Below are 24,063 nucleotides of genomic sequence, written 5' to 3' on the forward strand. Positions count from 1 at the left end.
AGTGAACAAAAGCTATTGAACAAAAACTATTGAACAATGCCTGTCCATATAGCTCACTGCATATAGCTCACTGAGTTAATCTCAACATAAGCCCCTATCATAGGGGCTTATGTTGTTTAACGAGGGAGATTTAATCGTGGGTGTCTTAATTAATCTTTTAATTAATCTTTGTATATGTCTTAATTAATCCTTGGTTATCCGTTTCGAGGATTAACAAATTGTAAGTCAAAAAACTGTCTACAATCCTTATAAAAAAGATAATTATATTTAGTTCCTTCCATTTTCCTGCCCAATTTATCTAACAAATTAGTCCGATATTTCTTATCCAAAGGTTCATTTTCTTGTTTGTCATATCGTTCAATAAGTAAACATAAATTATTAATATCTGCACTTTTCTCTGTTTTTATTTGTAAGTTTTCAGAAGAAAAAAAGCGCAAATAATCATCGATACGTTCATTTTTACAGCTACCACCTTCTACATGCAAACAATAAGCTAATTCAATCAACTGTTTTTGAACATCATTTTGATTATTACAAGCTACTAATAATGATACAATAAGAATTGATAAATTAATTCTGACCATAAACTTCATTGATAAACCCTCCATTAATAACTTGACTTCCATTCATTTGAATATTCATTACTTCGGTAATATTAGATCCATAATTAAATGCACCTGAAGCCATTTGATAATCACCCACTAATTTCCCAACTATTGGCCAAGCACCAATTGCTGAAAGTGCTGCGTCCCTAATCTTCCCGGTATACGTTCCATGTATACTTCCTATCGCTTGATTTTTTACCTCATTAACAAAATAGCTATTTGCTTCTCCCGATGCAAAAGTTGAAAACTTACTTAGTGCATTTCTCTCCATTTCCAAACCGGAAGATGAATTATTCCACAAATTTGCGTCGACACTTAAGGCATACTTTTTAAATAATGAGTATTCATATGGATTAGATTTTTTAAAGTCAGACAAAAATTCACTACTATAATTTTTGCTAACTCGATCCCATAGTGTTTCTCTGCCTAATTCCTTCAAACTCTCCCCAGCCTGATTCATCAAATACTGCATAGCTGCCATTTGAGCACCGTTAGCAAACTTACCGCCGCTGAGGGCAGAGGCGGTACCGCCAATGGCGGCTGAAATGATGGTGCCACCGACGATTTCACGGTTTTTTAGGTTGGCACCACCGGGTAAAAAGGCCCCACCCGCGCCTTTGGTGACCCCCGCAGAGATAAACCCATGACCAAACTTACCACCCATTAGTTCCGCTGAAATGCCGCCGACCATAGCATGGGCACCGATTTGCGCCACCACTTGCCCTGAGGTTAACAGGTTACCACCAAAACTGACCATAGAATCTATCATCGTCTGTTCAGCGGCAGCATTTCCCGCATCAACAATGTCAGCAATATTCAAATCAGATGTTGTGCCAAATTGCTCTCCAATCCCCTTCAAGGCATAACCTGCTGCGGCGCTGATGACACCCACCTTAATGCCTGATGTTAAACTGCCTGTCGCGACAAAGGTACTCATACCATTATGCAAAGCAGCGCACCATACCTGACATCCCGGCACAAAGTTCAATGCCGTACTAACGACCATATTCAGGTAGGGAATACTGTTCATAAATTCATGAACCGCCCACATTCCTGTGACTTTCATCACGCCTTTGAGTAACTTCTTAAAAAAGTAACCGCTAGGATCGGTGGCATTGAGCGGATTATTGAGTACATAACTATAGGCATTATAATTTTGCAGTTTTATTAGTGGTGAGATGGCTGCACCACAAATCAGCTTACATCGCTATCGATTTACTCTATTTAACAACTAATAATGCCTGTCCATATTATTCTTTAATTAATCTTTCATATAGGCCTACAATAACCTCGATAATGATATCCTGTAATAATACCTTCTTTATTCACAATCCAATAATGAATACAAGAAGGATCTAATTTTTTAAAGTGATATTTATATTCTTTATTTCCGTGAGGAAGAATTGTAACTGTATCAGGCGGTCCATCAAGTTTAATACAAACCTCAATATTTTCTCCTAGGAGTACTTGACTTTGCTCATCCCAAGAAACAAAGTAAGCACATCCATTTAAAAATACTAATAATATAAAATAATAAATACGTATCATTAGTAACCCATGATATAAGACATATTATGATCTTTTTTCTCTTTATCAACAGAATTTTGGCTTGATATAGCGATGATCTGACCACCACTTACATACTGCAATGGTAAGGATAATGCCGCAGAGTAGGTCAAAACTGCGGCAGGAATCATTCCTGGAACATTTAAAATATCCCTTGCTATACCAGTCCCTAATGATACTTGAAAAACATCATGTACGCCTGCAACGGCATTTATGCCTGGTACATAGTTTAAAGCTTCAGAAACAGCACCACCTTCACAAGCAATACATTCAGAATCCAATATTTTATTCTGAGTTCCAATATTATTTGCTCCCTCTACAGGCATCTGCAACTGCCCTTTTCCTACCGCATCTCCACCAGGCCCCATATCTAATTCATAACCAACTATTTTTTTATAAACACTAGGCAAATTTTGCAGTGCAATTAAAAAAGCAGCGGTTTTAGCACCATTAGCAAATTTCCTACCCGTTAATTCAGAGACCGTTCCACTAACCACTATTGTTGTTAATCCTTTGAGGTAAACATTCTTTATAAATTGTCCTCCATTATATCCTATGCTGACCCCTGCTGAGATGAATCCATGGCCAAACTTACCTCCCATTAGTTCAGCAGAAATCCCGCCTACCATGGCATGAGCACCGATTTGCGCCACCACTTGCCCTGAGGTTAACATGTTACCACCAAAACTGACCATTGAGTCTATCATCGTCTGTTCAGCGGCAGCATTTCCCGCATCAACAATGTCAGCAATATTCAAATCAGATGTTGTGCCAAATTGCTCTCCAATCCCCTTCAAGGCATAACCTGCTGCGGCGCTGATGACACCCACCTTAATGCCTGATGTTAAACTGCCTGTCGCGACAAAGGTACTCATACCATTATGCAAAGCAGCGCACCATACCTGACATCCCGGCACAAAGTTCAATGCCGTACTAACGACCATATTCAGGTAGGGAATACTGTTCATAAATTCATGAACCGCCCACATTCCTGTGACTTTCATCACGCCTTTGAGTAACTTCTTAAAAAAGTACCCACTAGGATCGGTGGCATTAAGCGGGTTATTGAGTACATAACTATAGGCATTATAATTTTGCAGATTACTGGGGGACTGCACCACAGGATCGGCCTGTAACATACGGCCGAGCGCGGCGTCATACATGCGGCCATTCATGTGAATGATGCGCTTGTCGCCATCGATATCCACGGGCTCATGACCTGTATAACCCCGCGTATTGGCGGAAATTTCTGCCAGCAATAGGGAGGATAATGCGCTGCGCTCATAATGGGCGATGCGCTCACTCTCAGTAGGGACAATTTCGGTTTGCTGACCGAAGACGTCATAACTGAAGCGCTTAACCAGTTCGCCGCTGTCATTGGTGATGGCAATGATTGATCCTAGATGATCTTTATACAACCAGCGCAGCATAGCATTGCCATTGCTGTAATAGGTTTGCATGGCATCGCCTAAGTAGCGCTTAATGTAAGTTTGCGGCTCGCTGCTGGCATTCATGCTACTAGCATTGGGATCAGCGGCTTTAATGGTCAGTTCTAAGTTACCCACATAGAAGATAGTGCCTGAACTGTCGACCCGCTTGAAACGCTTATTGTTGGCATCATAGCTAAAATAGGTGTCCTTATCGCCCACACGAATATGGGTGGCTTTATTACGGCCACTGTAAGTGAACTCACGCCAGGCACTGCCGCCTTTTTTACCCCAGATTTGATTGCCGTTGGCATCGTAGCCAAAGGTTTCCGTAATCTCGCCTGCTTTTGAGCGGCTCTGTACACCGTGCAGTGGGCTAGTGCTATCAGCGCTCATGGTATTGGCATAACCTAGCTGCCAACCGTCTTTCTCGGTCAAATTGCCATTGTTATTATAGCGATACTCCTCGATGCCATTGACATGGGTGATGCGGTTAAGCTCATCGTACTGAAAATCTTGCTTACTCGATGCCGCCAGCTGCCTTGAGGTTAAGTTGTTGAGACTGTCAAAGCTGTAGCTGTCAGTTTGAATATGATTGCCACTGCTAATGCCGTTTAACCGCTTGGCATCATCATAGCTTAATGTCATGGTTCGATTACCTTTGAGATATTCGATCAATGAACCATTCTCATTAATATTAACGATTTCATGATAGATGCGCCCAGCGCTGCCCTCACGGGCTTCTTGCTGCTTTAATACTTGGTTGTGTTGATAATGCTGACGTAACCCTCGCGCCTCAACAAAGCTGCCATCATTTTTACGGCGATAATCATCAAATTGTTGAAATACTCGGCCATATTCATCGAACTGGCTTTGCTGAATCACGCAGCGACTGGTAATGGGATCAAAAAGGGCATCACCTGTGATACGCAGATCATTGGTCACAGTATTAAAACTGACATTAGCGGCGCAATCATTCGTGCCATCTAAGTTAGTCAAACTGGCGACACTGCGGCCTAAATGGTCATAATAAAAATGCCGTTGCCAACTGCCGGTGCGCTCACTGAGTAATCTATGGGCATTGCTGCCTGTGCCATAGATCCAGAACATATTCTCTGAGACCACATCGCTGGTACCCGTGATTTTTTGCTCTACTTTACGGCCAAGATTATCGTAATAAATGTCGGTCACGACGCCGCGAGCATCGGTTTGCTGTGTTAGCTGACCTAAGGCGTTGTACTCGTATGACCAATCCCCCCTATTTTCATCTTGCATCGACACCTTACGGCCTAAGTTATCGTAGGAGATACGGCTTAGAATAATGTCATCGACATCGGAATGCACGGTTTCAAGGGCGCCAAACACATCATAGGTATAAGTTAGAATATTACCTTGCTCGTCGGTCACTTGATATTCTTCCCCAAGGGCATTATAAGTGGTAGTTTTGGTTTGCACGCCCCCTGGAATGTCACCGGATAAGGTATTGGTTTGCACGCGACCATAGGTCGTTTGGCTAGTGGTAATGCCCGTATTATCATCCACGCTAGAGACCACTCTATCCAGTGCATCATAAATACTGGTAACCGCCTCTAAGCCGGGTTCAGTGACCGAGATTACTCGGCCATATTTATCATGGGTTTGCTCTTTGCTGTGCCAGCTGCCAAGCACATTGAGGCTAGATTCTTTATAGCCTCTGCCCGCTTGGTCAATATATTGCTTTTTCAGCACAGTACCATTAATAGCGGTTTCCACCATGGTATAGCAATAATCCACAGTTTCATCACAGGCTTTATTGAGCTTAGTTTGCTGAGCGCCAGACGGACTGTAGCTGGCGACCTCGGCGCCAAAAGCATCGAAAACTGCAAGTGATTCTACACCATCGACATTGGCCACCTTGGTGGCTTGCCCCAGTGCATTTCGTTTAAGTACTTTGGACTCAAGAATGCCATTTTGATGGGTTTCAACAATATAACGGCCCGCATTATCGAATGTTGTGCTGCTGGTACGAGATATTGCCTTTTCACACATGGCATCGTTATGGACTGTTTTTTGAGTGGCGTTACCATAAGCATCGTAAAGGTAGTCTGTAATGAGCTTAGTGGTACAATTGCCGTCAGGCTCAATCACTTCTCCCTTAAGCATGCCGTTATCATAATAACTAAAATTACTGGTGCGGGTGGCACTTTTATCACCTCGGCTATGGGTGACGCTCGCCACACTTAAACGACCAAAGCGTTGTTCAAAATCGCTAGTGCCATAAGTATTGCTGTTTTCAAGACTCGATAAGCTATTTGACTTAAGCGTGTCATTGATGGCCGTATTACTACTACCTATGTCGCCTGCATGACTTAAGTTCTCATCCATCGCGACAAATAAATCGGGATCACTGGCTTCATAGTGTCCTGTTTTACTGCTGAGCACATTGGCATACTCATCTTGTATTGTGAGCATTTGCTGGCAATTATAACTACTCACATTCACACTCAAGCCCGTTATGGTATCCACATTGGCCTGACAATCACGGCTTTCTTGCTGGTATACCTGATATTGAATATAACCTTGCTCTAAAACTTGGGTTTGACTGACATAGCGGTTCTCCGCCATCGATATCACGGTACCGGCGGCAGTTTTAATGGTTTTTAACGGCATGCCTATAAAGGGGAAGGCTTGAGCGTATTGCGTTTCAGTAATGAAGCTAATGCCGTCTTTTTCCATTTCAGTTTCAATGGCTGCAAAGCCTAGATTACCGCGGCCAAATATGGCTCGTGCGCCATGATAACGGTAATTGACAGTTACTGTGTCATTTACTGTATTGGTAGGAGCATCAGTGGTGACGGATTTCACTAACGTCCCAGCCCCTGCAATATTCATGGATCTAAAAGCCTCATCTTGCGCTGACATTCCCTCGGGTAAGCCACTGGCTTTAGAATAAAGTGAAGGCTCAGCCATAGAAGCATAGTCGATATGAGTCTCTATGCCTGTCCCTGTTACCACTGATGACAAAAGGCCTGGATGCTTAACGCGACTGCCGCCATGGTACAGTTTTAAACTTTGTGAAGCTTGATTATGCTCTTTATAAAGGAAATCTAAAAAGCCATCACTGTCGGCATCGGTGAAGAAACCGTATTCCATTTTATTAGGATCGAAATTCGGATCCATTGGATCATCGGTAGGCGGCGAGAAACTCCAATCACTGATTGGTGTGTCTACTCGAATAAAGCCTCCTGTGACTATCCCTCCTGAAACAGATTCATTATGGCTCCATTCATAACGGTACCATTTATTGTCTGATGCATCATGGAAGACTAACTCAGTCCGGCCATCGCCATCAAGATCTCCCCCAATAGGTGGAATAGAGCCCGATAAATTATCATTGCTTTCAAAATCATCGCCTTTAACAAACTCTTTTCCAGTATTAAAATGGTATTGCCAGCGTTCAGTGGTTTCGTTGAACAGTACAATATCGCTCAAACCATCGCCGTTTAAATCCATTGGTATCGCATGCTTACCTTTTACATAGATACTGTCATAGGTTCTGGCTGTATAGTGAGTAAAGGTACAAATTGCGTTATTACTATCACCGCGCCGTCTAAAATCACGTAAACATAAGGGATCGGTTGATGACATCTCTTCGGTGTTATTAGTGAAAATATATAAATTACGATTATCTTTACCCCACAATAAAATATCGGCGAGACCATCTTGGTTCACATCACTGCTTTGCCAACCAGAATTTATATGCGGCACAAGTGTAGTGTGCTCCCCCAGTATAATTCCCGTGCCACGTAAATAAGCTTGTTCATTTTGACTCCACAAATAAACGGTGATACTCGGGGTATTTGGAGTGAATGGATCTTTGGTTTCAATGATGTCATTGTAGCCATCACCATTAAAATCCATCACCTTGATGTCAATGCCTAGATTAAAGGTACCTAATAAGGGCAACGTTAATGCTTCAGACAATGTGCCATCTGCCAACACGTCAAACTGATGCCAATGTGCATTATCTCTGTCATTGTCAGTATTGACTAAGAAATTCATTAAGCCGTCGCCATCAGGATCTGTGGGCACTAACTTGGCATTACTTTGTAAATCTCCAGCAATATCAAATCCACGACACGACATTTCAGGATTATCTATACTCCCCAAACACAACATAGCTCTCTTGGATGTCACGTGAGTTAAGGTCACCAACTCGCTGATGCCATCGTTGTTGGCATCCAGTACTAATGCCACCCTTAAATTATCACCTTCGGGTGTAGTAATATTTTTTCGCCATGAAAGATCATGATCGTTTTGATTAAACACATCGCGGTAATTAAATTTCACCGGCTGCTTACAAACATTCCCTAGACCACATTCTGTAATACTGGTTAATTGCCTCTGACCGATATCATTGTTATTAAAGCCCAATTGATAACTGCGAATGAGGGTATTTTGATCGGAATATACCTTCACTTTTGATAACTGCGCTTTTTGTACTAAATGTGCCGTTTTTATATAAACACTGCTTCTTATTGCACTTGTATCCGTGTAATGAAGTTCAACACGATGACCACTGTAGCTAATTTCAGACAACACCTTTTCATTTTGCCCTTGCTCGTCATAGGTATAATCAATTTGATTACTGCTTTGGCGTAAATTATCTTGGGAATAGGCAATCAACCAAGAATGTGTGGCATGTCGCACGGCCCTATCACTAACAATTAACAATAATTTAAGCCTACTGTTTGCCGTTGCACCATATACGGACAAGCTGTTATCTTTTCCTTCTACCTCAAAGGAGTCATCACTTTTATAGGTGATGACTAGCTGACTGTCTATTTCAGTGACATAAGTGGAACCTGGCTGGCCTTGCTCACCGGATTTAAGCAACAAACGTTGACCGTCGAGACAAAAATTGTCTTGCTCATCAAACTCAACGGGCCTGATAACACCATCAAGCAAACGGGTGCTACCACAGCGGCTGATTGCCGACACACCTTGTAGATCCCAGCCCATGCCAGTAATGCCTTCACGGCCTTGGCTGTTATAGGCTAGCCCCAATGACGGTTTTACTCCGGCTATGCCTGTTGGCAAACTCAAAGGCAGACTATAGGTGGCGGCGCCAGACTCGTTAACTCTGAACGCCCCAGCGGTTAAACCAAATTCGGCCGACGTATTGATTTCATCTTGCGTCGGCACTAAAAACTCCGCCACTGACTCAGGTGCAGCTAAGGGCTGAATAGGCGCTTCCACAATACTATCGCCCACTTCAACGACTACCTCATTTGACCACTGGCTGCAAATTTGTGCGTGCATACAAGCTTGCACTTGATATTCATAGCGCCCTGATGCTTTAACTAATGCCAATTGAGTATTAGCATGATTATTTGAGACGAAGGTGGCAGGTTGGCCATTAACGCTTTGCGTGATGCGATAAAAAATCGTTTCACCTGATCTTGTCGGTGCAATCGCTTGCCAATCGAGGGTAAAGTCGCCTAGTGCAGGCTCAGATGCACTTAATAACGGCCTGTCTAATAATAGATCTTCAGGGTCCAGTGGATTAAAGCCTAATTCAATTTCCACACTATCAATAATGCCATCGCCGTCGGAATCACTGTTTTGATTGCAGTTACATTGATCGTAAAATACGCTTGTAACGAGTGAAACCACATTTTCGCTGTAAGCCACATACTCGTGACTTTGCACTAATGCATAGGCCACTTCACTTCGCGGCACACCCGTTAATAATAAATCCGTCCACTGACTGCGGCTCAAATCGCCCGCCTGCTCTTTATCAGGCTCTGATGGAAATAAAAAGGCAAATAGACTGTCTACAAATTCAGCGGAGGTTTGTGATAATGCAAAACGCTCGGCGCCTTTATTTGAAGTTAAAAATGCGGCGGTAATTTCGTTGGTGTCGATACCTGAATCATAAGCATAAGCAAAAAAAGTCAGCTCGGCGCGAGTGGGCGCACGGCCTAATAGCCCATAAAAAAGGCCTGCAAAGCTTCGCAGTGGCACGTTAGCATCTTGTGGTATTTGCCAATCGGGTACATTTGATAGATTCATTTGCAGCAGTGAGCTGTCAATGTCTTGCCAGCGCAGCGCAAATGGCCCGATCTGATGACGATTGATAATGTGTAATTGATCGTCTTGGGTGGTGACATGTAAATCACCATTACTGAAAATTTGCGGCGCTTGCTTGACACCTTCAAGCAGTGGATACATGAAATGCTCTTCACCTGTATCGGCATCGAGGGCATACAAGCCGCTGACATCATTGCCGCTATGATTGGCATCAATCACAGTATTGTTTGCCACTACGCCCACATAGAGTAGCTGCTGCAGCGTATTATTTTGATAAGGATTCGCCTCAGTAAATAAGGTGGCCTTGGCATGGATTTCACCGCGCAGTCTTGTTTGCCAGAGTATATTGGTCAAGTAATCTAACTTATACAGGTATCGGTTAGTAGCACCGATATAAACCACATCATTAGCATTCACATCTTTGTCTAATGTGGGGGCGGCAGTAATACTTACATTTTCAGGTGTGCCAACAGGCAAAGTAAACGGCCAACGATTCAAGTTTTGCCCGTCTTTTAATGCGTGTACCGATTGCCCTGAACTCACATACACCACACCATCACTGCTAACGGTAGGACTGGCATGAATTAAATCAATACTGGCTCTATCGCTGCTGCCTTGCGTGGTAAACTCAATGGTGGCGCTGCCAATGAGCGTATTGACTTCTAGGCGTAATCCACCATTTTCAAGGCCTTTAATAACGCGTGGTGTCGGCCTTAATCGGTACCTATGCTTGCCATCCCCCGCTTGTTGATAAACAGGTAAATTAACGGTTTCGCCCGTATTGCGCAGTTGGATCACCGCGCTGTCGATCCCTTGTAGTCCTAAGCCTTCAAAGATAATTTCGGCATGGGAAGTATTATTAATAGCTGCAACAAACTCAGCCTTATGCAAATAAGGCACTTGATGATTCACAGTAATGATTTGCCCTGCTTCACAGACATTGTCACTATTACAGGCAGTCACGCGGTAACTGACATCGCCCGCCTCAAGACCTGCCTGCACAGCAATGTTTGAAATAAGCAGCTGAGTATTCGTGCCAGAATATAAGGTTTGCCAGGGTTTACTGGTATCGACTTGACCACTTTGGCGCTCTAGTTTGAAGCTTCTGGCCCCTTTATTATTATTAATCCACTGCAATTGATAAGGGCTATTTTGTGTTAGTGACAAATTGGGCGAAAAGCGGGTTAGTCCTGGCACATAATCGGGCACGGCTAACGTAACTTGAGCACATTGACTGCCATAGCCAATCGGGCCTACACCATTACTATTTTTTGCTTGGGCGCAGTAACAATATTGGCCATTATCCTCATAGCTTTTCATCACAGTGTGACTGGGGGCTGAGGTAGTGCCCAAGTGGCTGCCTGTTTGCGCTTTAGTGGGACAGGTTCGGTACTCATGCCAGAGATATTCTGTACTATGCGCAACGGGTGTGGCCGAAAGTGCTATGCGGCCATCGATATTGGTGTTGCCTGCACTATGACTGACAGTGGGCGCCACTCTAGGTGGGTGAGTTAAATCGATCTTATCAGTAATAGGTTGCGACCAGACTTCCAATCCCTCACTATCGATGAGCTTAAATTGAAAAATCGGCTCGCTGAGGTCTGGTAAGGCGTATTCAAATGTAAATTCTTTGCTATTATTCACATCTGTGATGATTTGCTTTTCATCCTCATTAACATACAAGGCAATGCTGCTAATGGTGATGTTATCCGACTTTAATTTATTATATTCCCCCGACACTGTGGCCATGACGCCCGGTATTTTCTCAGTGGCGGTGACCTTAGGCGGAGAAACCGTATAACGACCAAAAACATTTTCTGTATAACTTTGATATTTGGTATTAACACCATCGAATGCTAAAGCATAAAAATCATAGCTCGCAACATCAAAGTCCTCGGGATCTAATCGAAAGTCTTTGACTTCACATACCGTTTTTTGTGAGCTGATAGCTTTACAGTCATCGGTGTTATTGGTAATTTTATTGATACAGTTAGCTTTACTCTGCCCTTCTTTGACATAACACAGCTTCAAGTCTTTAAGGTTGCTATCAACCGCTGTGGCCATAAAGCTTACCTTGCCGCCTAAGTGAAAACTCCCCGAAGTAGTAAAAGTGACCACTGGCAGCGCATCGACGGTCAATGAATGCGCCTTAGACTTAACCGTCGTAGCGATACCATCGGAGACTTCTGCCCATAAGGTATATACACCCGATTGAGTAAACTTTTTCGTATATTCACAAGTGGCAGTACTGCCCTTATTGATTAATTTACACTGGTCTTTGCTATTTGAAGCGTCATCAATGATAAGTTTACAATTAGATCTGGAGTCATTCGTTGAATAACACCATTTGATGCTGTCTATTCGCTTATCCTCTTGTGTATTATCGTCCGCCGCCTCAGCGCTTAATGTCACACTTTGATCAAGGCCAATAATGGATTGGCTTATGCCCGTCTCAGTAAACGTCGGCGCCACATTGGACTCAGTCACTTTGATAGTCGCTGACTTCTCTGCCTTCAAGTTCATTTTGTCAGTAACGGTGAAGGTCACCTTGTGATCACCAATGCTGGATGCTTCTTTAGGGTGAGTAATCGTAAATTCGCATTTTAAATTTTTACTGGTCTTTATCGTACAATTTTTAGCAGCGCTCCAACCTGAGGGGAGCGTTATTGCCAAGTTGTTATCAAGCTTAGCGTGCACATCTTTTGCTGTGGCGGTGAGCTTCACATTACTGCCCAAATCTGTCGTCACCGATGTCGAAGATAAAGTCAGCTGAGGCGCAACATTAGGATAAATATTCACTCGTTTTATAACGTTGTGACTGAGGGAATCTTCCCACATTTCATCCCAGTGATCCAATGCACCAAAAGTGTAAGAGTAACGATATTGAATAATATAAGAAGAATGGCTACCTGTTAATAGAGTACTATCGATTTTAATACTACCAGGCCTACTATCTGCTGTTGGAAGATCTTTATAATTCACTCGAGTGCCACTAAGCGTACAGACAGTAACATTTACATATTGTAACCGAGCATAGCCATTGTCAATTGTAGGATCATCTCGATATTTTAGATAATGTCTCGCATTCCAAAATTCTTTATATTGACTTGAGTTTTCTAAAATATCAAAGGTTTCACTTGGAACTTTCCCCATATCATCACACTGAACAGCAAAGACATTTGATGACAATAATAAACAAATAAGACCAAGTATTTTAATCATCAGTGAATTGATAGGTGCCATTGAAGTGTTAAACCCTGCACTCAAGATGTGTTGAATTACTGCCTGACGTTTCATATTAGCGTGCCTCATCCTGAGCTAAAGCCTTGGTCCATTTGATGTTTATGGTATTGTTAGTGTGTGGCGTGGTTATATTCTTATTTAAAGAGTCTGATTTTTCTGACATGAGCTCAGGTATTTGCACAGACTCGCTTTCAGATAGCCCCAGCATATTTTTGGCTCTATGTAATAAACCATTAATATTGAATGTTTCTAGCGCATTAGCGATCACAGATGGCGACTCTGGAATATCCAGTGCAATAACATTATCAAGTTGAGTGCGTAAAATTAGGCTATTTTTCACTTTGTCGGCCACTGGGGGCGTAAGAACGGCATCGCCATCGATTAAAGGCACTTTAGCGTGATAGCGGTAACTGCTTATATTCGACTGCCCACTGTTATTCCAATTAACATCAAAATTCGCACTCACTTCATACAAGTGACCCTGAATATCGAAACTAAAGAGACGTTCTTCAACCATCACTGGCCCGGCAATCATGCTGTTTAATGGGGTTTGGCTATTAGGCTGAGTGGTTAGGCATTGCAAATCAGTACCATCAATATGAATACGGCAAATTTCCCCGCTGCCATCGAGACTCGCCACACCAAAATATAAATGCTCTGTTTGATGAGCATCAGCAAGTTGCAATATGGGCTGATTCGCCACCATGCCATTAAGCGCTTGGGTCCATATCAACTCCCCAGAGTCACTGACGCGAGACAGTTTATTGTCATGCTGGGGGATGATATGTAAATTATCGCCATCGGTTAGGGTTATTGATAAGAGTGCTCGCTCAATGGGCAGCATAGTTTCATTTTGATCTAGCACCAGCGCCAGTAAGGGCTGAGTATAAGTGTCTGGCTGAGCTTGGGTTTGAAAATCAGGCATAACAGCGGCAGGCGATACTGTGAGGGTTTGTTGATAAGTATTTTCAAAGCCTGTCGCCGTTAAAGTGAATTCAGTTATTTTGTTGATATAAAAATTTTGCAGACCTTCTTTCAGGTAACTTTTAAAACGATGGCCTTGATTACTAGTGATATTAAGCTCAATGGCAGATGAAACATTCCAAGCAAGACTCACTCTTTGGCCACGTTCTACAGCATGATAGGAGCTGCTAAAACGGCTTATCATCAACTCGCCGTCGACGGTATTATTGACGGTTTTCCAGTCAGAGCAGCCATACTGATCACAGGCACTGACTCTAAATTGTGGGCCATTATTCTGTGAGGTTTGATATTGATTAGTTAGAATATTATCAGAAAGTAAAACCCACTCCCCATCTACCCAATGCTCTAACTTAAAACGGTGACCACTACTGGCATCCCAAGCTAATAAATAATTGGATGCGGTTTGCATCATTGAAAAAGAAAGAGGAACAGCTGGTTGCCTGTCAATAGGAATAATAATGGTAATGTCACCCACGCCAATAGGGGCATAGGCTTGCTCAAAGGTTTCAGCATGAGCACTGACACTTAAAAACAGTACAAAAAAAGCACAAATCCATTGTTTAGCCATAACAACCCACTCAAATATCCATTTAGACACATTTTTGACTGGCGCAATTTACACACTTAACAAAAACAAATCAATATATTTATTAACAAAGGTAACAATTAAGTCTCAATTAAAACCTAAAAAATACAATGATGTGGCCTTGTATGGATCGGTGAACACTTTGTGCTATTGAGAATTTGGCTATTTGGGGAGTTAACAACATAGATTAACAAGATGGATTAACAAAAAAGTCGCTTAAACAAAACCAGCGAAGAACGGTTAGTCAAGCAATTGAATTCTAAGTAATACGGATAATTGAAAATGAAGAAAGTATTTAATAAAGGAAGCACTTCAAGAAAGAAGCGCTGAAGCAAGACTAAATGGATTGGCTGTCACTCAAGGCCTCGAGTTAACGATACTTTCTCAAATGTTCATCGTTATTCACTTCAGGCTTAATAGGGGCTTCGATGACTTTTAAATGATCCATCAAGTGAGACACCAGCAAGGTGATAATGGATAAAATCAATACAGGAATGGCAATATTTTTATAGTCGGGTAGCCAATAATACCCCCCAAGCGCTGATGCACCGATATAAAAACCCATGATTTTTAACCGCGTTAATATAGGATTTCGGCCTAGCCATGCCTCACAAAGTGGGCACTGAATTTGTGCATTGAGGCCCTTGTTTCTCTGGTTTTCAACCTTACTCACATTAAAATGTTTATGGCAATGGGTACATAACACGGCAGCGACTCTCTCTTTACTGAGCGATTGCATACACTTTTGCATCAAACTCAGCCATAAAAAATGACAAAGGAGTATAGCAAAAATCACAGGAAAGGTTTACCGCTATTATCACTTTCACTCTGCTTTACATATTTACGTCTAAAATGAGTATGACACAAATACGCTCTCAATATTGACACAGGAACCATGCCATGCGAGGAACGCCCCGATTTTCCCCATACCGTTTGTTTTTCCTTTTATCGATTGCCATTATTCTTAGCCATCTTCCAGTATCTGCCAATACCGCCGACGAAGAATCCCCCAAGATAAACAGTCAACAAGTGATTGCCAGTCTTGATAAAACCCAAGCCATTATCGATAAAGACATCAATCGACTCGCTCAAGCTAAAGGTGAAATGAAGGCCATTATTCAATACCGTATTAAGCAGTATTCCATGTTAATGCATGAACAAATTCAACAACTCATGGACTCCGACACCTTTGATAAAAGCCGCTTGCCACCTTATGTGAAAAAACATGTCAGTTTTATTAATCGTGTTGATGATTACTTTACTAAAGAATTAATACAAATTAAACAAATTCTTGGCAGCGATAATGACGCACCACTGATGGATAAACTGGCATTATTAGACCGCCAACGAGACCGTTTATATCGATTTAAATGGGAAGCCCTCAAGTGGGCGCAGCAATTAAATATTGATACGTTAGCACAGCAACAAGCGTTAATTGCGCAAATACAAGATCGCGGTGATGCGCTTAACAGCTTAATCCACTACACACAAGAAAGACTCGCTATTGCCATTGATAATGAAAGTGCGAATAAAGACAGTGGTAATCAAGAAAATAACAAAACCAATACCCTCATATTATCCTTAAATAAATCCCTGAATCAATATTCAAATAACTTGGCCGACATTATTGTGTTATTGGACGATCTGCAACAAGAAACCAGTGAGCTTAAACAAACCTTATTTGAAATTTCCGGTAATATTACGCAAGATATTCTCAATTTTGATGTGGCCAGTAGCCTATTACAAGAGTGGGTTATTTCAGGCAAAAAACAATTAATTGAACACGGTCCAAGCCTCACCTTTAAAGTCGTGGTGTTTGTCTTCATCCTGTTTTTTGCCTACTTCCTAGGGAAAATGGTGAGCCGTTTAGTTAAAAAAACTGTGAATAATTCAAGCCTCAACTTCAGTCAACTGCTGCAAGAGTTTTTTGTCAGTTTGTCGGGCAAAATCATTTTCATTTTTGGATTATTATTTGCCCTATCACAACTGGGCATACAAATGGGCCCATTATTGGCAGGCTTTGGGATTGCAGGGATTATTATCGGTTTTGCATTGCAAGATACGTTATCTAACTTTGCATCCGGCATGATGATTTTAATTTACCGCCCATTTGATTTAGGTGACAGTGTGCGCACAGCGGGCGTGGCAGGCAGTGTTTGCCACATGAGTCTGGTTTCTACCACCATCAACACCTTTGACAATCAGCGATTGATCATTCCTAACAATAAAATTTGGGGCGATATCATCCATAATATCAGTGTCGAAACACACAGAAGAGTGGATATGGTGTTTGGTATGAGTTACCAAGACGATATTGAACAAACTGAACAACTGTTACTTAAGATTATTGAAGCCCACCCTCATGTGTTAACCGATCCCGCTCCAGTGGTTAAACTGCATACTTTAGGTGACTCAGCCATTGAGTTTATTGTGAGACCTTGGAGCCTTACCGAACATTATTGGGAGGTGTATTGGGATATTACTCGAGAGGTAAAACTTAACTTTGACAAAGAAGGGATCAGCATTCCTTTCCCACAACGTGATGTGCATTTATATAATGCCAATTTAATTAAATAATTGTTCAATTTAGAACCTCTCAGAAATTTCAATACAATACACATGAATGAAAAAATGCTTGTTCCCTTGTGAAATACGCAACACAGAAGTGGTAATGCCTGAGAGGCTCACCAGTGCGGCTTGCAAAACTCGCTACACTGCATTAGTGACTTTTGATATAGAATAACTATTAGCTTCAAGTCACCGCCTTGTCTATCGTATTTTGATGTCCCGCTGAATGATCGCCTACTTAATCAAATTGGTATAATGACCCCCATTGCCAAACGCACAATAAAAACAAAAAAAGGAGCAATCTTTGCTCCTTTTTATTCGATGGCAATAACTGAGTTTTACATCAATGACGTTTATTCAATAAAATGAATTTCACCTGATAAATGTGGACGGCGACCTTTATGATCACGCAATTCAAACACTAAATTATCATTGGTTTTTTCCACATCAAAACTGACTTCTGATGGCATAAATAATGGCAGTTTAAACTCCACTTCGACTTTACAAGCACGATCGCCAATCTCTGGCATCATTTGTGCGATGCAACGCCCTTTAGACCACATACCATGTACCAGACCGCGCTCAAAACCAAAACGTTTTGAGAAAAACGGATGTAAATGGATCAGGTTATAATCACCCGATGCCTTTGCATAACGACGACCAATATCTTCTGGCAAGCTCCAATTAACAGGCTGCGCCCAATTCATATCATTGGCTTTTGGCGGTCTTACGCGACGTTTAGGGCCTTCAATTCGATACAAATAAGTCGACAACGACTCCCATACTAGCTCACCGTCCACTTTTGCTTTAGACAAAAAATCAAATTCTAAGCCAGCATCGGTCATTTTGCTGGTCACCACAGCACATTCAATGTCATAACGCTCATCAATACCTAAAGCACGGTATTGTGTAATACTGTTTTTTAAATGAATAATGCCTAATAAAGGGAAAGTAATGCCCTCATGGGTAAAAATACTGGCGTGGAGGCGAAAAGACACCACATACAAATAAGTTAACGGAATGGTTTTTCCGTCAAACTCGAACCCGCAGACTTTAGCGTAACGTGCTACTTTATTTCTTGCTAATTTAACCTGCTCTGTCGCCACCGAAATATAAGGCAGAGGTTGTTCATCCCACCCCGGTTTTCGCACGAAAAAAATCTTGCGATAGAGGGAAAGTAATGAAGGGATGCCTTTCAAATCAACACGATATTCTTTATTCAAACTAAGCTAACCTTTAAAATAAACTAACTACGTTGCACATATTCAGCCGCGTACTATACCTCAAAGCTTACTCACAGCCCACCCAAATTCCTTATTGCTATTATTAACTAACCTAATTTTGACGTAAATAGCAACACTTTTTCACTGCTTTTATGCATAATATCCAGAGAAAACATTACAAAAGTGAAAGATTGCACAAGGTGCAACAAAGTACGCATTTTTTTGTTACAGATTATGATATACCCGCGAGACTTCAAGTTGCGGCTCAAAGCACACATTCCAGCCTAATTCTTACCTAGGCCCTAGTTATCTATTCAATATTGACTAATATTATGGTGTAATGCGCAGTTAAATTTGAAAGGTCATGTGCCGTAAATGTAATTCACTCTTTTTACATCACCCGCACTGATTAAATGAGACTTAATCAACACATTGGCTCTATGCCCAGACCTTACATCGCCAGTTTATAGGAATACACACATGCCAGAAGATAGCCCTAACAGCACCCATTTCGGTTATAAGACTATCGATATTGATAAAAAAGAAGATATGGTTGCTGGTGTGTTTCACTCTGTCGCCGCCAAATATGACATTATGAATGATGTGATGTCTTTTGGTATTCACCGTATGTGGAAACGTTTTACTATTGAGAGTGCTGCACCAAGAAGCGGAATGAAAGTGCTTGATTTAGCAGGGGGCACAGGAGATTTAACCGCCAAATTTTCTCGTATTGTTGGTCCCACTGGCCAAGTGGTCCTCGCCGATATTAATGATTCTATGCTTAAAGTTGGTCGTGACAAACTCAGGGATAAAGGTATTGTCAATAACGTCAATTATGTGCAAGCCAATGCTGAAGCTTTACCTTTCCCCGATAATCATTTTGATATTATCACGATTGCTTTTGGATTGCGTAATGTGACCAATAAAGATGCGGCTATCGCCTCGATGTTAAGGGTCTTAAAACCAGGAGGAAAGCTATTAATTCTTGAGTTTTCTAAACCTCAACATGAAGTCATGCGTAAAATCTATGATCTCTATAGTTTTAAAATCTTACCCAAAATGGGCAAAGTCATTACCCAAGACGCTGATAGTTACGAGTATTTAGCTGAATCCATTCGTATGCACCCCGATCAAGAAACATTAAAGCAAATGATGACAGATGCAGGCTTTGAGCAAGTGACCTATACCAATATGACTGACGGTATTGTCGCTTTACATAAAGGTTATAAGTTTTAATCACTTGGACTATGAATCAAGCCTATGAAACGTGAACTCAGCTTACTGCTTTGCGGCGCAATAGAAACAAGCTTCAAACAATTAATTGCCCAATCTCCCGAAGCTTATGCCAATTGCCGTGAGCTACATCATCAAGTTATTGGTATCAAGTTAAGCCAATTACCTTGGACATTATATTTTATTTTTGCCGATGAAATTGTGGTGCTGAGCCAATACGAAGGTAAAGTGGCCACAAGAGTCAATGTGGATCTCACCACATTATACCAATTGAGAGAAGGGGCAAATTTAACTGAGCTCATTAAACAAGATAGGTTAAGCCTTGAAGGTGATTTAAGCGTTTTGCAAAGTTTTAGTCGCTTTATTCAAACCTTAAAATTTGATATTGCCGAACCTTTATCGCGTTATTTAGGTGATGCACCGACTCATATGCTCACGCGCCATGCTAAACAAACCCAACAAGGGCTTTTGAAAGTATTTCATAAAACACAGTCTCACCTCGCTCAATTGGCCACTGAAGAGTATCGTATTGCCCCCCACAAACTGGAATACATACAATTTAGTGATCATGTTGACAGTTTGCACCAAGATCTGGAACAACTCAGCCAAAGGATCAAACACCTCAGCCACAAGGTAACCCAATAAAAATGAGTACCAGTAGTTTTCGCCGCGCTTATCAAGTCATTAAAACCACACTTCATTACGGACTCGATGAGCTTTTGCCAGCCAAATTGACACCTTGGTATTTTCGTTTACTCAGGCGTTGTTTATTTTGGCTAACAAATCAACACAAAAACAGTGCTGGCGGTGAACGCTTAAAATTGGCCATGCAAGAACTCGGGCCGGTTTATATTAAATTTGGGCAAATGTTATCCACTCGGCGGGACTTGTTAACCGATGAATGGGCCAATGAACTGTCTATGTTACAGGACAGAGTTCCCCCCTTTTCAACAGCTTTAGCCAGGGCGGCCATTGAAGCCGAGCTCAATGGTCCCATTGAATCGTTATTTGATGACTTTGATGATACGCCGCTAGCATCAGCATCTATTTCGCAAGTGCATACTGCCACTCTCAAAGCCAATGGTAAAGCCGTAGTATTGAAAGTATTACGTCCCGATGTGGAAGATAAAGTCAGTGCTGACTTACACCTAATGAAACGCGTTGCACGGTTACTTGATACCCTACTTGGACCTAATAATCGCCTGCGTCCTGTGGAGGTCATTGAAGATTACCGCACCACTATCGAAGGTGAGCTTAACCTTAAATTAGAAGCATTAAATGCCATCAAATTAAGAAATAACTTTCTTCACTCAAAAACATTATACATTCCGTATATGTATGAGGAATTGTGTTTTACGCGTTTAATCGTCATGGAACGCATTGACGCTGTTTCAGTGTCTGATATTACGGGATTGAAGGCACAAGGGACGAACTTTAAGCTGCTTGCTGAACGCGGCGTCGAACTGTTTTTTACCCAAGTGTTTAGAGATAATTTTTTTCATGCCGATATGCACCCAGGAAACATCTTTGTCAGCCGAGAGACCCCTAACGATCCCAAATATATTGGCCTTGATTTTGGTATTATGGGCACGCTCACCAATGAAGACAAACGCTATTTGGCCGAAAATTTCTTAGCTTTTTTTAATCGTGACTATCGCCGAATCGCTCAATTATATATTGAATCGGGCTGGGTATCACCGGACACTGATATTAGCGCCTTTGAGCAAGCGGTCAAAGTGGTTTGTGAGCCCATGTTTAACAAACCTCTTAATGAAATCTCTTTTGGTCATGTACTGCTTGAATTGTTTAGAATTGCCAGACGCTTTGATATGGTGGTGCAACCTCAACTTGTCCTGCTTGAAAAAACGTTACTTTATATCGAAGGATTAGGCCGCCAACTCTACCCTCAACTCGATCTTTGGCAAACAGCCAAACCCTTTTTAGAAGATTGGGTGGCCGAACAAGTGGGCCCAAAAGCCTTATACAAGAAAACCAAAGAAAAGCTGCCTTATTGGGCCGATAAACTTCCTGAGTTGCCAGAACTGATTTACGATAATTTGAAAGTAGGCCGCAATTTTGTCAATTCACAAAACCAGCTGCTTGAACGATATTTAAAACAGCAACAGAAAACCCATAAAAGCCATTTTTTATTGATCACCGCAGCGGTTTTAGTCCTCAGTGGTGTCATGCTGTTTAATAATGGGGTGACACCTTGGATAACCCATAACTGTATTGCTGGAGGTATTGTAACTTGGCTTGTGGGTTGGTTCAGCCGCCCAAAAAGTGGTAAATTTTAACTTCACCTCTCACTACCCCCGCTCAAAGTGTGAACAAAAGATGAAATATTGTTAGCTCAAACTGACCTTCTTGAGCTGACTATATTCATTTGCAATATAAATAACACATTGACCCAAATAACTTGAAGATATGCCATTTAGCTGGAATGAAAGCCGTTTTGGGCACTTCATTACGTTAATGGCTTAAAATACTCAGTTTAAATTTGATAACACAAGATCAAAATACCCCCTCTTTATAAATAAAAATCAACCTTTTACAATCCCGTAAAAAGACTCACTTCAGCCTGATGTCGCCTTAGTCGCCAATTGCATTCTGTTAATAATACGCCTCAAACTACAACCTTATTATCCACTGTGAAAATCACTCCCTTTTATGAAAATTTAAAAATGAACCGCTGTTATTTTCACCCATTGACAACCTTCTTCAAGACACATACTGCCTCATATTTCCCCTTCTGGGACTCATAAAATGGTAAATGATTGTTAATCCCATTATGGCGACAGCTGCAATCTTTATGTATTCAGGTATAATGGTCAGTATATCTATATTTTGAGGCATCCTGTTATGGGTAACATTAGTATTTGGCAATTGCTGATCATTGCATTAATTGTGGTTCTATTATTTGGTACAAAAAAGTTACGTTCTTTAGGTGGTGATCTTGGTGGCGCAGTAAAAGGCTTTAAAAATGCCATGTCTAGCGAAGAAGAAAAAAAAGCCATTAAAGAAAACACCCCTGACGATACAGCCAATAAAGCAGACACCACCGCTGAAAAAGCTGAGTCAAAAGATAAACAATAGGTGTCATGATTTATGTTCGATAGTATCGGCTTTATGGAGTTGCTATTGATTGGCGTTTTGGGCCTAGTCGTACTTGGCCCAGAAAGGTTGCCTGTCGCAGTGCGCACGATATCTGGTTGGATCCGTACCATGAAAAAAATGGCCAACGCGGTGAAAGATGAACTAGAGCAAGAACTCAAAATTGAGCAATTACATGCGGATCTCAAAAAAGCAGAACAACAAGGTTTAAAAGAACTCGCACCAGAACTGCAAGAGTCCGTTGACAAGCTTAAAGAGGCAGCTGATTCGGTTAACCGCCCATACCAAATTGACGATGACTCAAAGCAAATTGATGGTGCTCCTAGCCAACGTCAAGTCGACCCTATCCTCACAAGCAAAGAAAAAGACATCAAAACTAAAGCAAATAACCAGTTAGACAAATCTGACGGATAATTCATGCCACATCAACAACAACCTTTAATTTCACACTTGCTGGAATTACGCCAACGTTTATTACACGCCATTGGTAGTATTTTGGTCGTTTTTATCTGCTTAGCTTACTGGTCTAATGATATTTATCACTATATTGCCATTCCATTAATGAAGGCAATGCCAGCATCAAGCAGCATGATTGCAACCGATGTGACGGCGCCCTTTTTCACACCGTTCAAATTAACATTAGTGCTGTCTTTTTTTATCGCCGTACCTTACGTGCTTTATCAAATTTGGGCTTTTGTGGCTCCAGGGCTCTACAAGCATGAAAAGCGGCTAGTCGTTCCTCTACTTTTTAGCAGTACATTATTATTTTATCTTGGTATCGCCTTCGCTTACTATATTGTCTTTCCTGTTATTTTTGCCTTTTTTACCAGTGTTGCTCCCGAAGGCGTGCAAATTGCTACTGACATTAGTAGTTACTTAAGCTTTATTTTAAAATTATTTTTTGCATTTGGTTTAGCCTTTGAGATCCCCATTGCCGTCGTATTGCTTTGTTGGGCGGGTGTCACCACGCCAGACTCTTTAAAAAATAAGCGCCCCTATATTATTGTCGGCGCCTTTGTGGTGGGCATGTTATTAACTCCTCCTGATATCATTTCGCAAACAATGCTGGCTGTTCCTATGCTCATTTTATTTGAATTAGGTCTTTTAGGTGCCCGTTTTTACACACCAAAATCAACCGATGAAGAAGATGATATTGACGACAATCACAATGAGTCTAAAAAGACTTAATCACTCCCTTTCCTAACTCCGATCGCCAAGTTATATGGCGATCGATATCAATCAATAAAATATGAATATTCCATTCAGAGTTCACTCAATCAGAGCAGTCTTTTAATATGTCATCATTCAGATGTGTGATCACTTTAGTATAAGGGAATTGCAATTACAGTATCAGATGATATTCTGACAGAATGAATTACATTTTTATTTCGGTTCAGATACAAATATAAAACAAGCTAAATTAGTCAATATCTATATATAAT

14 protein-coding genes are annotated in these 24,063 nt (G+C 41.4%); 7 read left to right on the forward strand and 7 right to left on the reverse strand.

Annotated elements, in window-relative coordinates; genetic code table 11:
* Window positions 1-194 precede the first annotated feature (194 nt).
* The 6 genes from Q0976_RS05650 to Q0976_RS05675 form a co-directional block, all read right to left on the reverse strand.
* Entirely contained in the window at window positions 195-593 is a 399-nt protein-coding gene (locus Q0976_RS05650) for a hypothetical protein (RefSeq protein WP_299491918.1), read from the reverse strand.
* Window positions 571-1,671: a hypothetical protein gene (locus Q0976_RS05655; protein WP_299491920.1), complete on the reverse strand. Its 1,101-nt coding sequence runs from the start codon at window positions 1,669-1,671 to the stop codon at window positions 571-573. The genes Q0976_RS05650 and Q0976_RS05655 overlap by 23 nt, the downstream gene beginning before the upstream one ends.
* A 203-nt stretch (window positions 1,672-1,874) precedes the next feature.
* The gene (locus Q0976_RS05660) at window positions 1,875-2,153 is read right to left on the reverse strand and encodes a hypothetical protein (RefSeq protein WP_299491922.1); all 279 of its coding nucleotides are present in this window, start codon (window positions 2,151-2,153) and stop codon (window positions 1,875-1,877) included.
* Window positions 2,153-12,967, reverse strand: coding sequence for an FG-GAP-like repeat-containing protein (locus tag Q0976_RS05665; RefSeq protein WP_299491924.1), 10,815 nt, complete (start codon window positions 12,965-12,967; stop codon window positions 2,153-2,155). Before Q0976_RS05665 ends, Q0976_RS05660 begins: the two co-directional genes overlap by 1 nt.
* Before the next feature lies 1 nt (window position 12,968).
* Window positions 12,969-14,465, reverse strand: coding sequence for a hypothetical protein (locus Q0976_RS05670; RefSeq protein ID WP_299491926.1), 1,497 nt, complete (start codon window positions 14,463-14,465; stop codon window positions 12,969-12,971).
* Window positions 14,466-14,853: 388 nt separating this feature from the next.
* A complete protein-coding gene (locus Q0976_RS05675; RefSeq protein WP_299491928.1) occupies window positions 14,854-15,234 on the reverse strand; it encodes a hypothetical protein in 381 nt (126 codons plus the stop codon).
* 149 nt (window positions 15,235-15,383) lie between these two features.
* Between Q0976_RS05675 and Q0976_RS05680 the strand changes: the two genes are divergently transcribed.
* Window positions 15,384-17,060 carry a mechanosensitive ion channel family protein gene (locus tag Q0976_RS05680; RefSeq protein WP_299491930.1) on the forward strand — a complete coding sequence of 559 codons (1,677 nt, stop codon included), beginning with the start codon at window positions 15,384-15,386 and terminating at the stop codon, window positions 17,058-17,060.
* A gap of 344 nt (window positions 17,061-17,404) precedes the next feature.
* Here the strand turns inward: Q0976_RS05680 and Q0976_RS05685 are convergent, their stop codons facing one another.
* Window positions 17,405-18,274, reverse strand: coding sequence for a MaoC/PaaZ C-terminal domain-containing protein (locus Q0976_RS05685; RefSeq protein WP_299491932.1), 870 nt, complete (start codon window positions 18,272-18,274; stop codon window positions 17,405-17,407).
* Window positions 18,275-18,754: 480 nt separating this feature from the next.
* Between Q0976_RS05685 and ubiE the strand changes: the two genes are divergently transcribed.
* The 6 genes from ubiE (at window position 18,755) to tatC (ending at window position 23,809) form a co-directional block, all read left to right on the forward strand.
* The gene (gene ubiE, locus Q0976_RS05690) at window positions 18,755-19,510 is read left to right on the forward strand and encodes a bifunctional demethylmenaquinone methyltransferase/2-methoxy-6-polyprenyl-1,4-benzoquinol methylase UbiE (RefSeq protein WP_299491934.1); all 756 of its coding nucleotides are present in this window, start codon (window positions 18,755-18,757) and stop codon (window positions 19,508-19,510) included.
* 24 nt (window positions 19,511-19,534) lie between these two features.
* A complete protein-coding gene (locus Q0976_RS05695) occupies window positions 19,535-20,152 on the forward strand; it encodes an SCP2 sterol-binding domain-containing protein (RefSeq protein WP_299491936.1) in 618 nt (205 codons plus the stop codon).
* A 2-nt stretch (window positions 20,153-20,154) separates the two neighbouring features.
* Window positions 20,155-21,804, forward strand: a complete 1,650-nt coding sequence (gene ubiB / locus Q0976_RS05700) for a ubiquinone biosynthesis regulatory protein kinase UbiB (protein WP_299491938.1) — start codon at window positions 20,155-20,157, stop codon at window positions 21,802-21,804.
* A 565-nt stretch (window positions 21,805-22,369) separates the two neighbouring features.
* Complete coding sequence (tatA, locus tag Q0976_RS05705) at window positions 22,370-22,603, forward strand: Sec-independent protein translocase subunit TatA (protein WP_299491940.1); 234 nt, start codon at window positions 22,370-22,372, stop codon at window positions 22,601-22,603.
* Window positions 22,604-22,615: 12 nt separating this feature from the next.
* Entirely contained in the window at window positions 22,616-23,035 is a 420-nt protein-coding gene (gene tatB / locus Q0976_RS05710; protein ID WP_366525070.1) for a Sec-independent protein translocase protein TatB, read from the forward strand.
* 3 nt (window positions 23,036-23,038) lie between these two features.
* Window positions 23,039-23,809 (forward strand): twin-arginine translocase subunit TatC, encoded by a 771-nt coding sequence (tatC, locus tag Q0976_RS05715; RefSeq protein WP_299491942.1) that lies wholly within the window; start codon window positions 23,039-23,041, stop codon window positions 23,807-23,809.
* The last annotated feature ends 254 nt before the right edge of the window (window positions 23,810-24,063 follow it).

The organism is uncultured Shewanella sp., assembly GCF_947501665.1.
In the GTDB taxonomy this organism is placed as follows: domain Bacteria; phylum Pseudomonadota; class Gammaproteobacteria; order Enterobacterales; family Shewanellaceae; genus Shewanella.

Excerpts from the sequence above, each read along its gene's own strand:
- Q0976_RS05655 (WP_299491920.1), bottom strand. The coding sequence starts at position 1,671 with ATGAAAGTCACAGGAATGTGGGCGGTTCATGAATTTATGAACAGTATT.
- Q0976_RS05680 (WP_299491930.1), top strand. The coding sequence starts at position 15,384 with ATGCGAGGAACGCCCCGATTTTCCCCATACCGTTTGTTTTTCCTTTTA.
- Q0976_RS05675 (WP_299491928.1), bottom strand. The coding sequence starts at position 15,234 with ATGCAAAAGTGTATGCAATCGCTCAGTAAAGAGAGAGTCGCTGCCGTG.
- Q0976_RS05665 (WP_299491924.1), bottom strand. The coding sequence starts at position 12,967 with ATGAAACGTCAGGCAGTAATTCAACACATCTTGAGTGCAGGGTTTAAC.
- Q0976_RS05695 (WP_299491936.1), top strand. The coding sequence starts at position 19,535 with ATGAAACGTGAACTCAGCTTACTGCTTTGCGGCGCAATAGAAACAAGC.
- tatB (WP_366525070.1), top strand. The coding sequence starts at position 22,616 with ATGTTCGATAGTATCGGCTTTATGGAGTTGCTATTGATTGGCGTTTTG.
- ubiE (WP_299491934.1), top strand. The coding sequence starts at position 18,755 with ATGCCAGAAGATAGCCCTAACAGCACCCATTTCGGTTATAAGACTATC.
- Q0976_RS05660 (WP_299491922.1), bottom strand. The coding sequence starts at position 2,153 with ATGATACGTATTTATTATTTTATATTATTAGTATTTTTAAATGGATGT.
- tatC (WP_299491942.1), top strand. The coding sequence starts at position 23,039 with ATGCCACATCAACAACAACCTTTAATTTCACACTTGCTGGAATTACGC.
- ubiB (WP_299491938.1), top strand. The coding sequence starts at position 20,155 with ATGAGTACCAGTAGTTTTCGCCGCGCTTATCAAGTCATTAAAACCACA.
- Q0976_RS05650 (WP_299491918.1), bottom strand. The coding sequence starts at position 593 with ATGAAGTTTATGGTCAGAATTAATTTATCAATTCTTATTGTATCATTA.
- tatA (WP_299491940.1), top strand. The coding sequence starts at position 22,370 with ATGGGTAACATTAGTATTTGGCAATTGCTGATCATTGCATTAATTGTG.
- Q0976_RS05670 (WP_299491926.1), bottom strand. The coding sequence starts at position 14,465 with ATGGCTAAACAATGGATTTGTGCTTTTTTTGTACTGTTTTTAAGTGTC.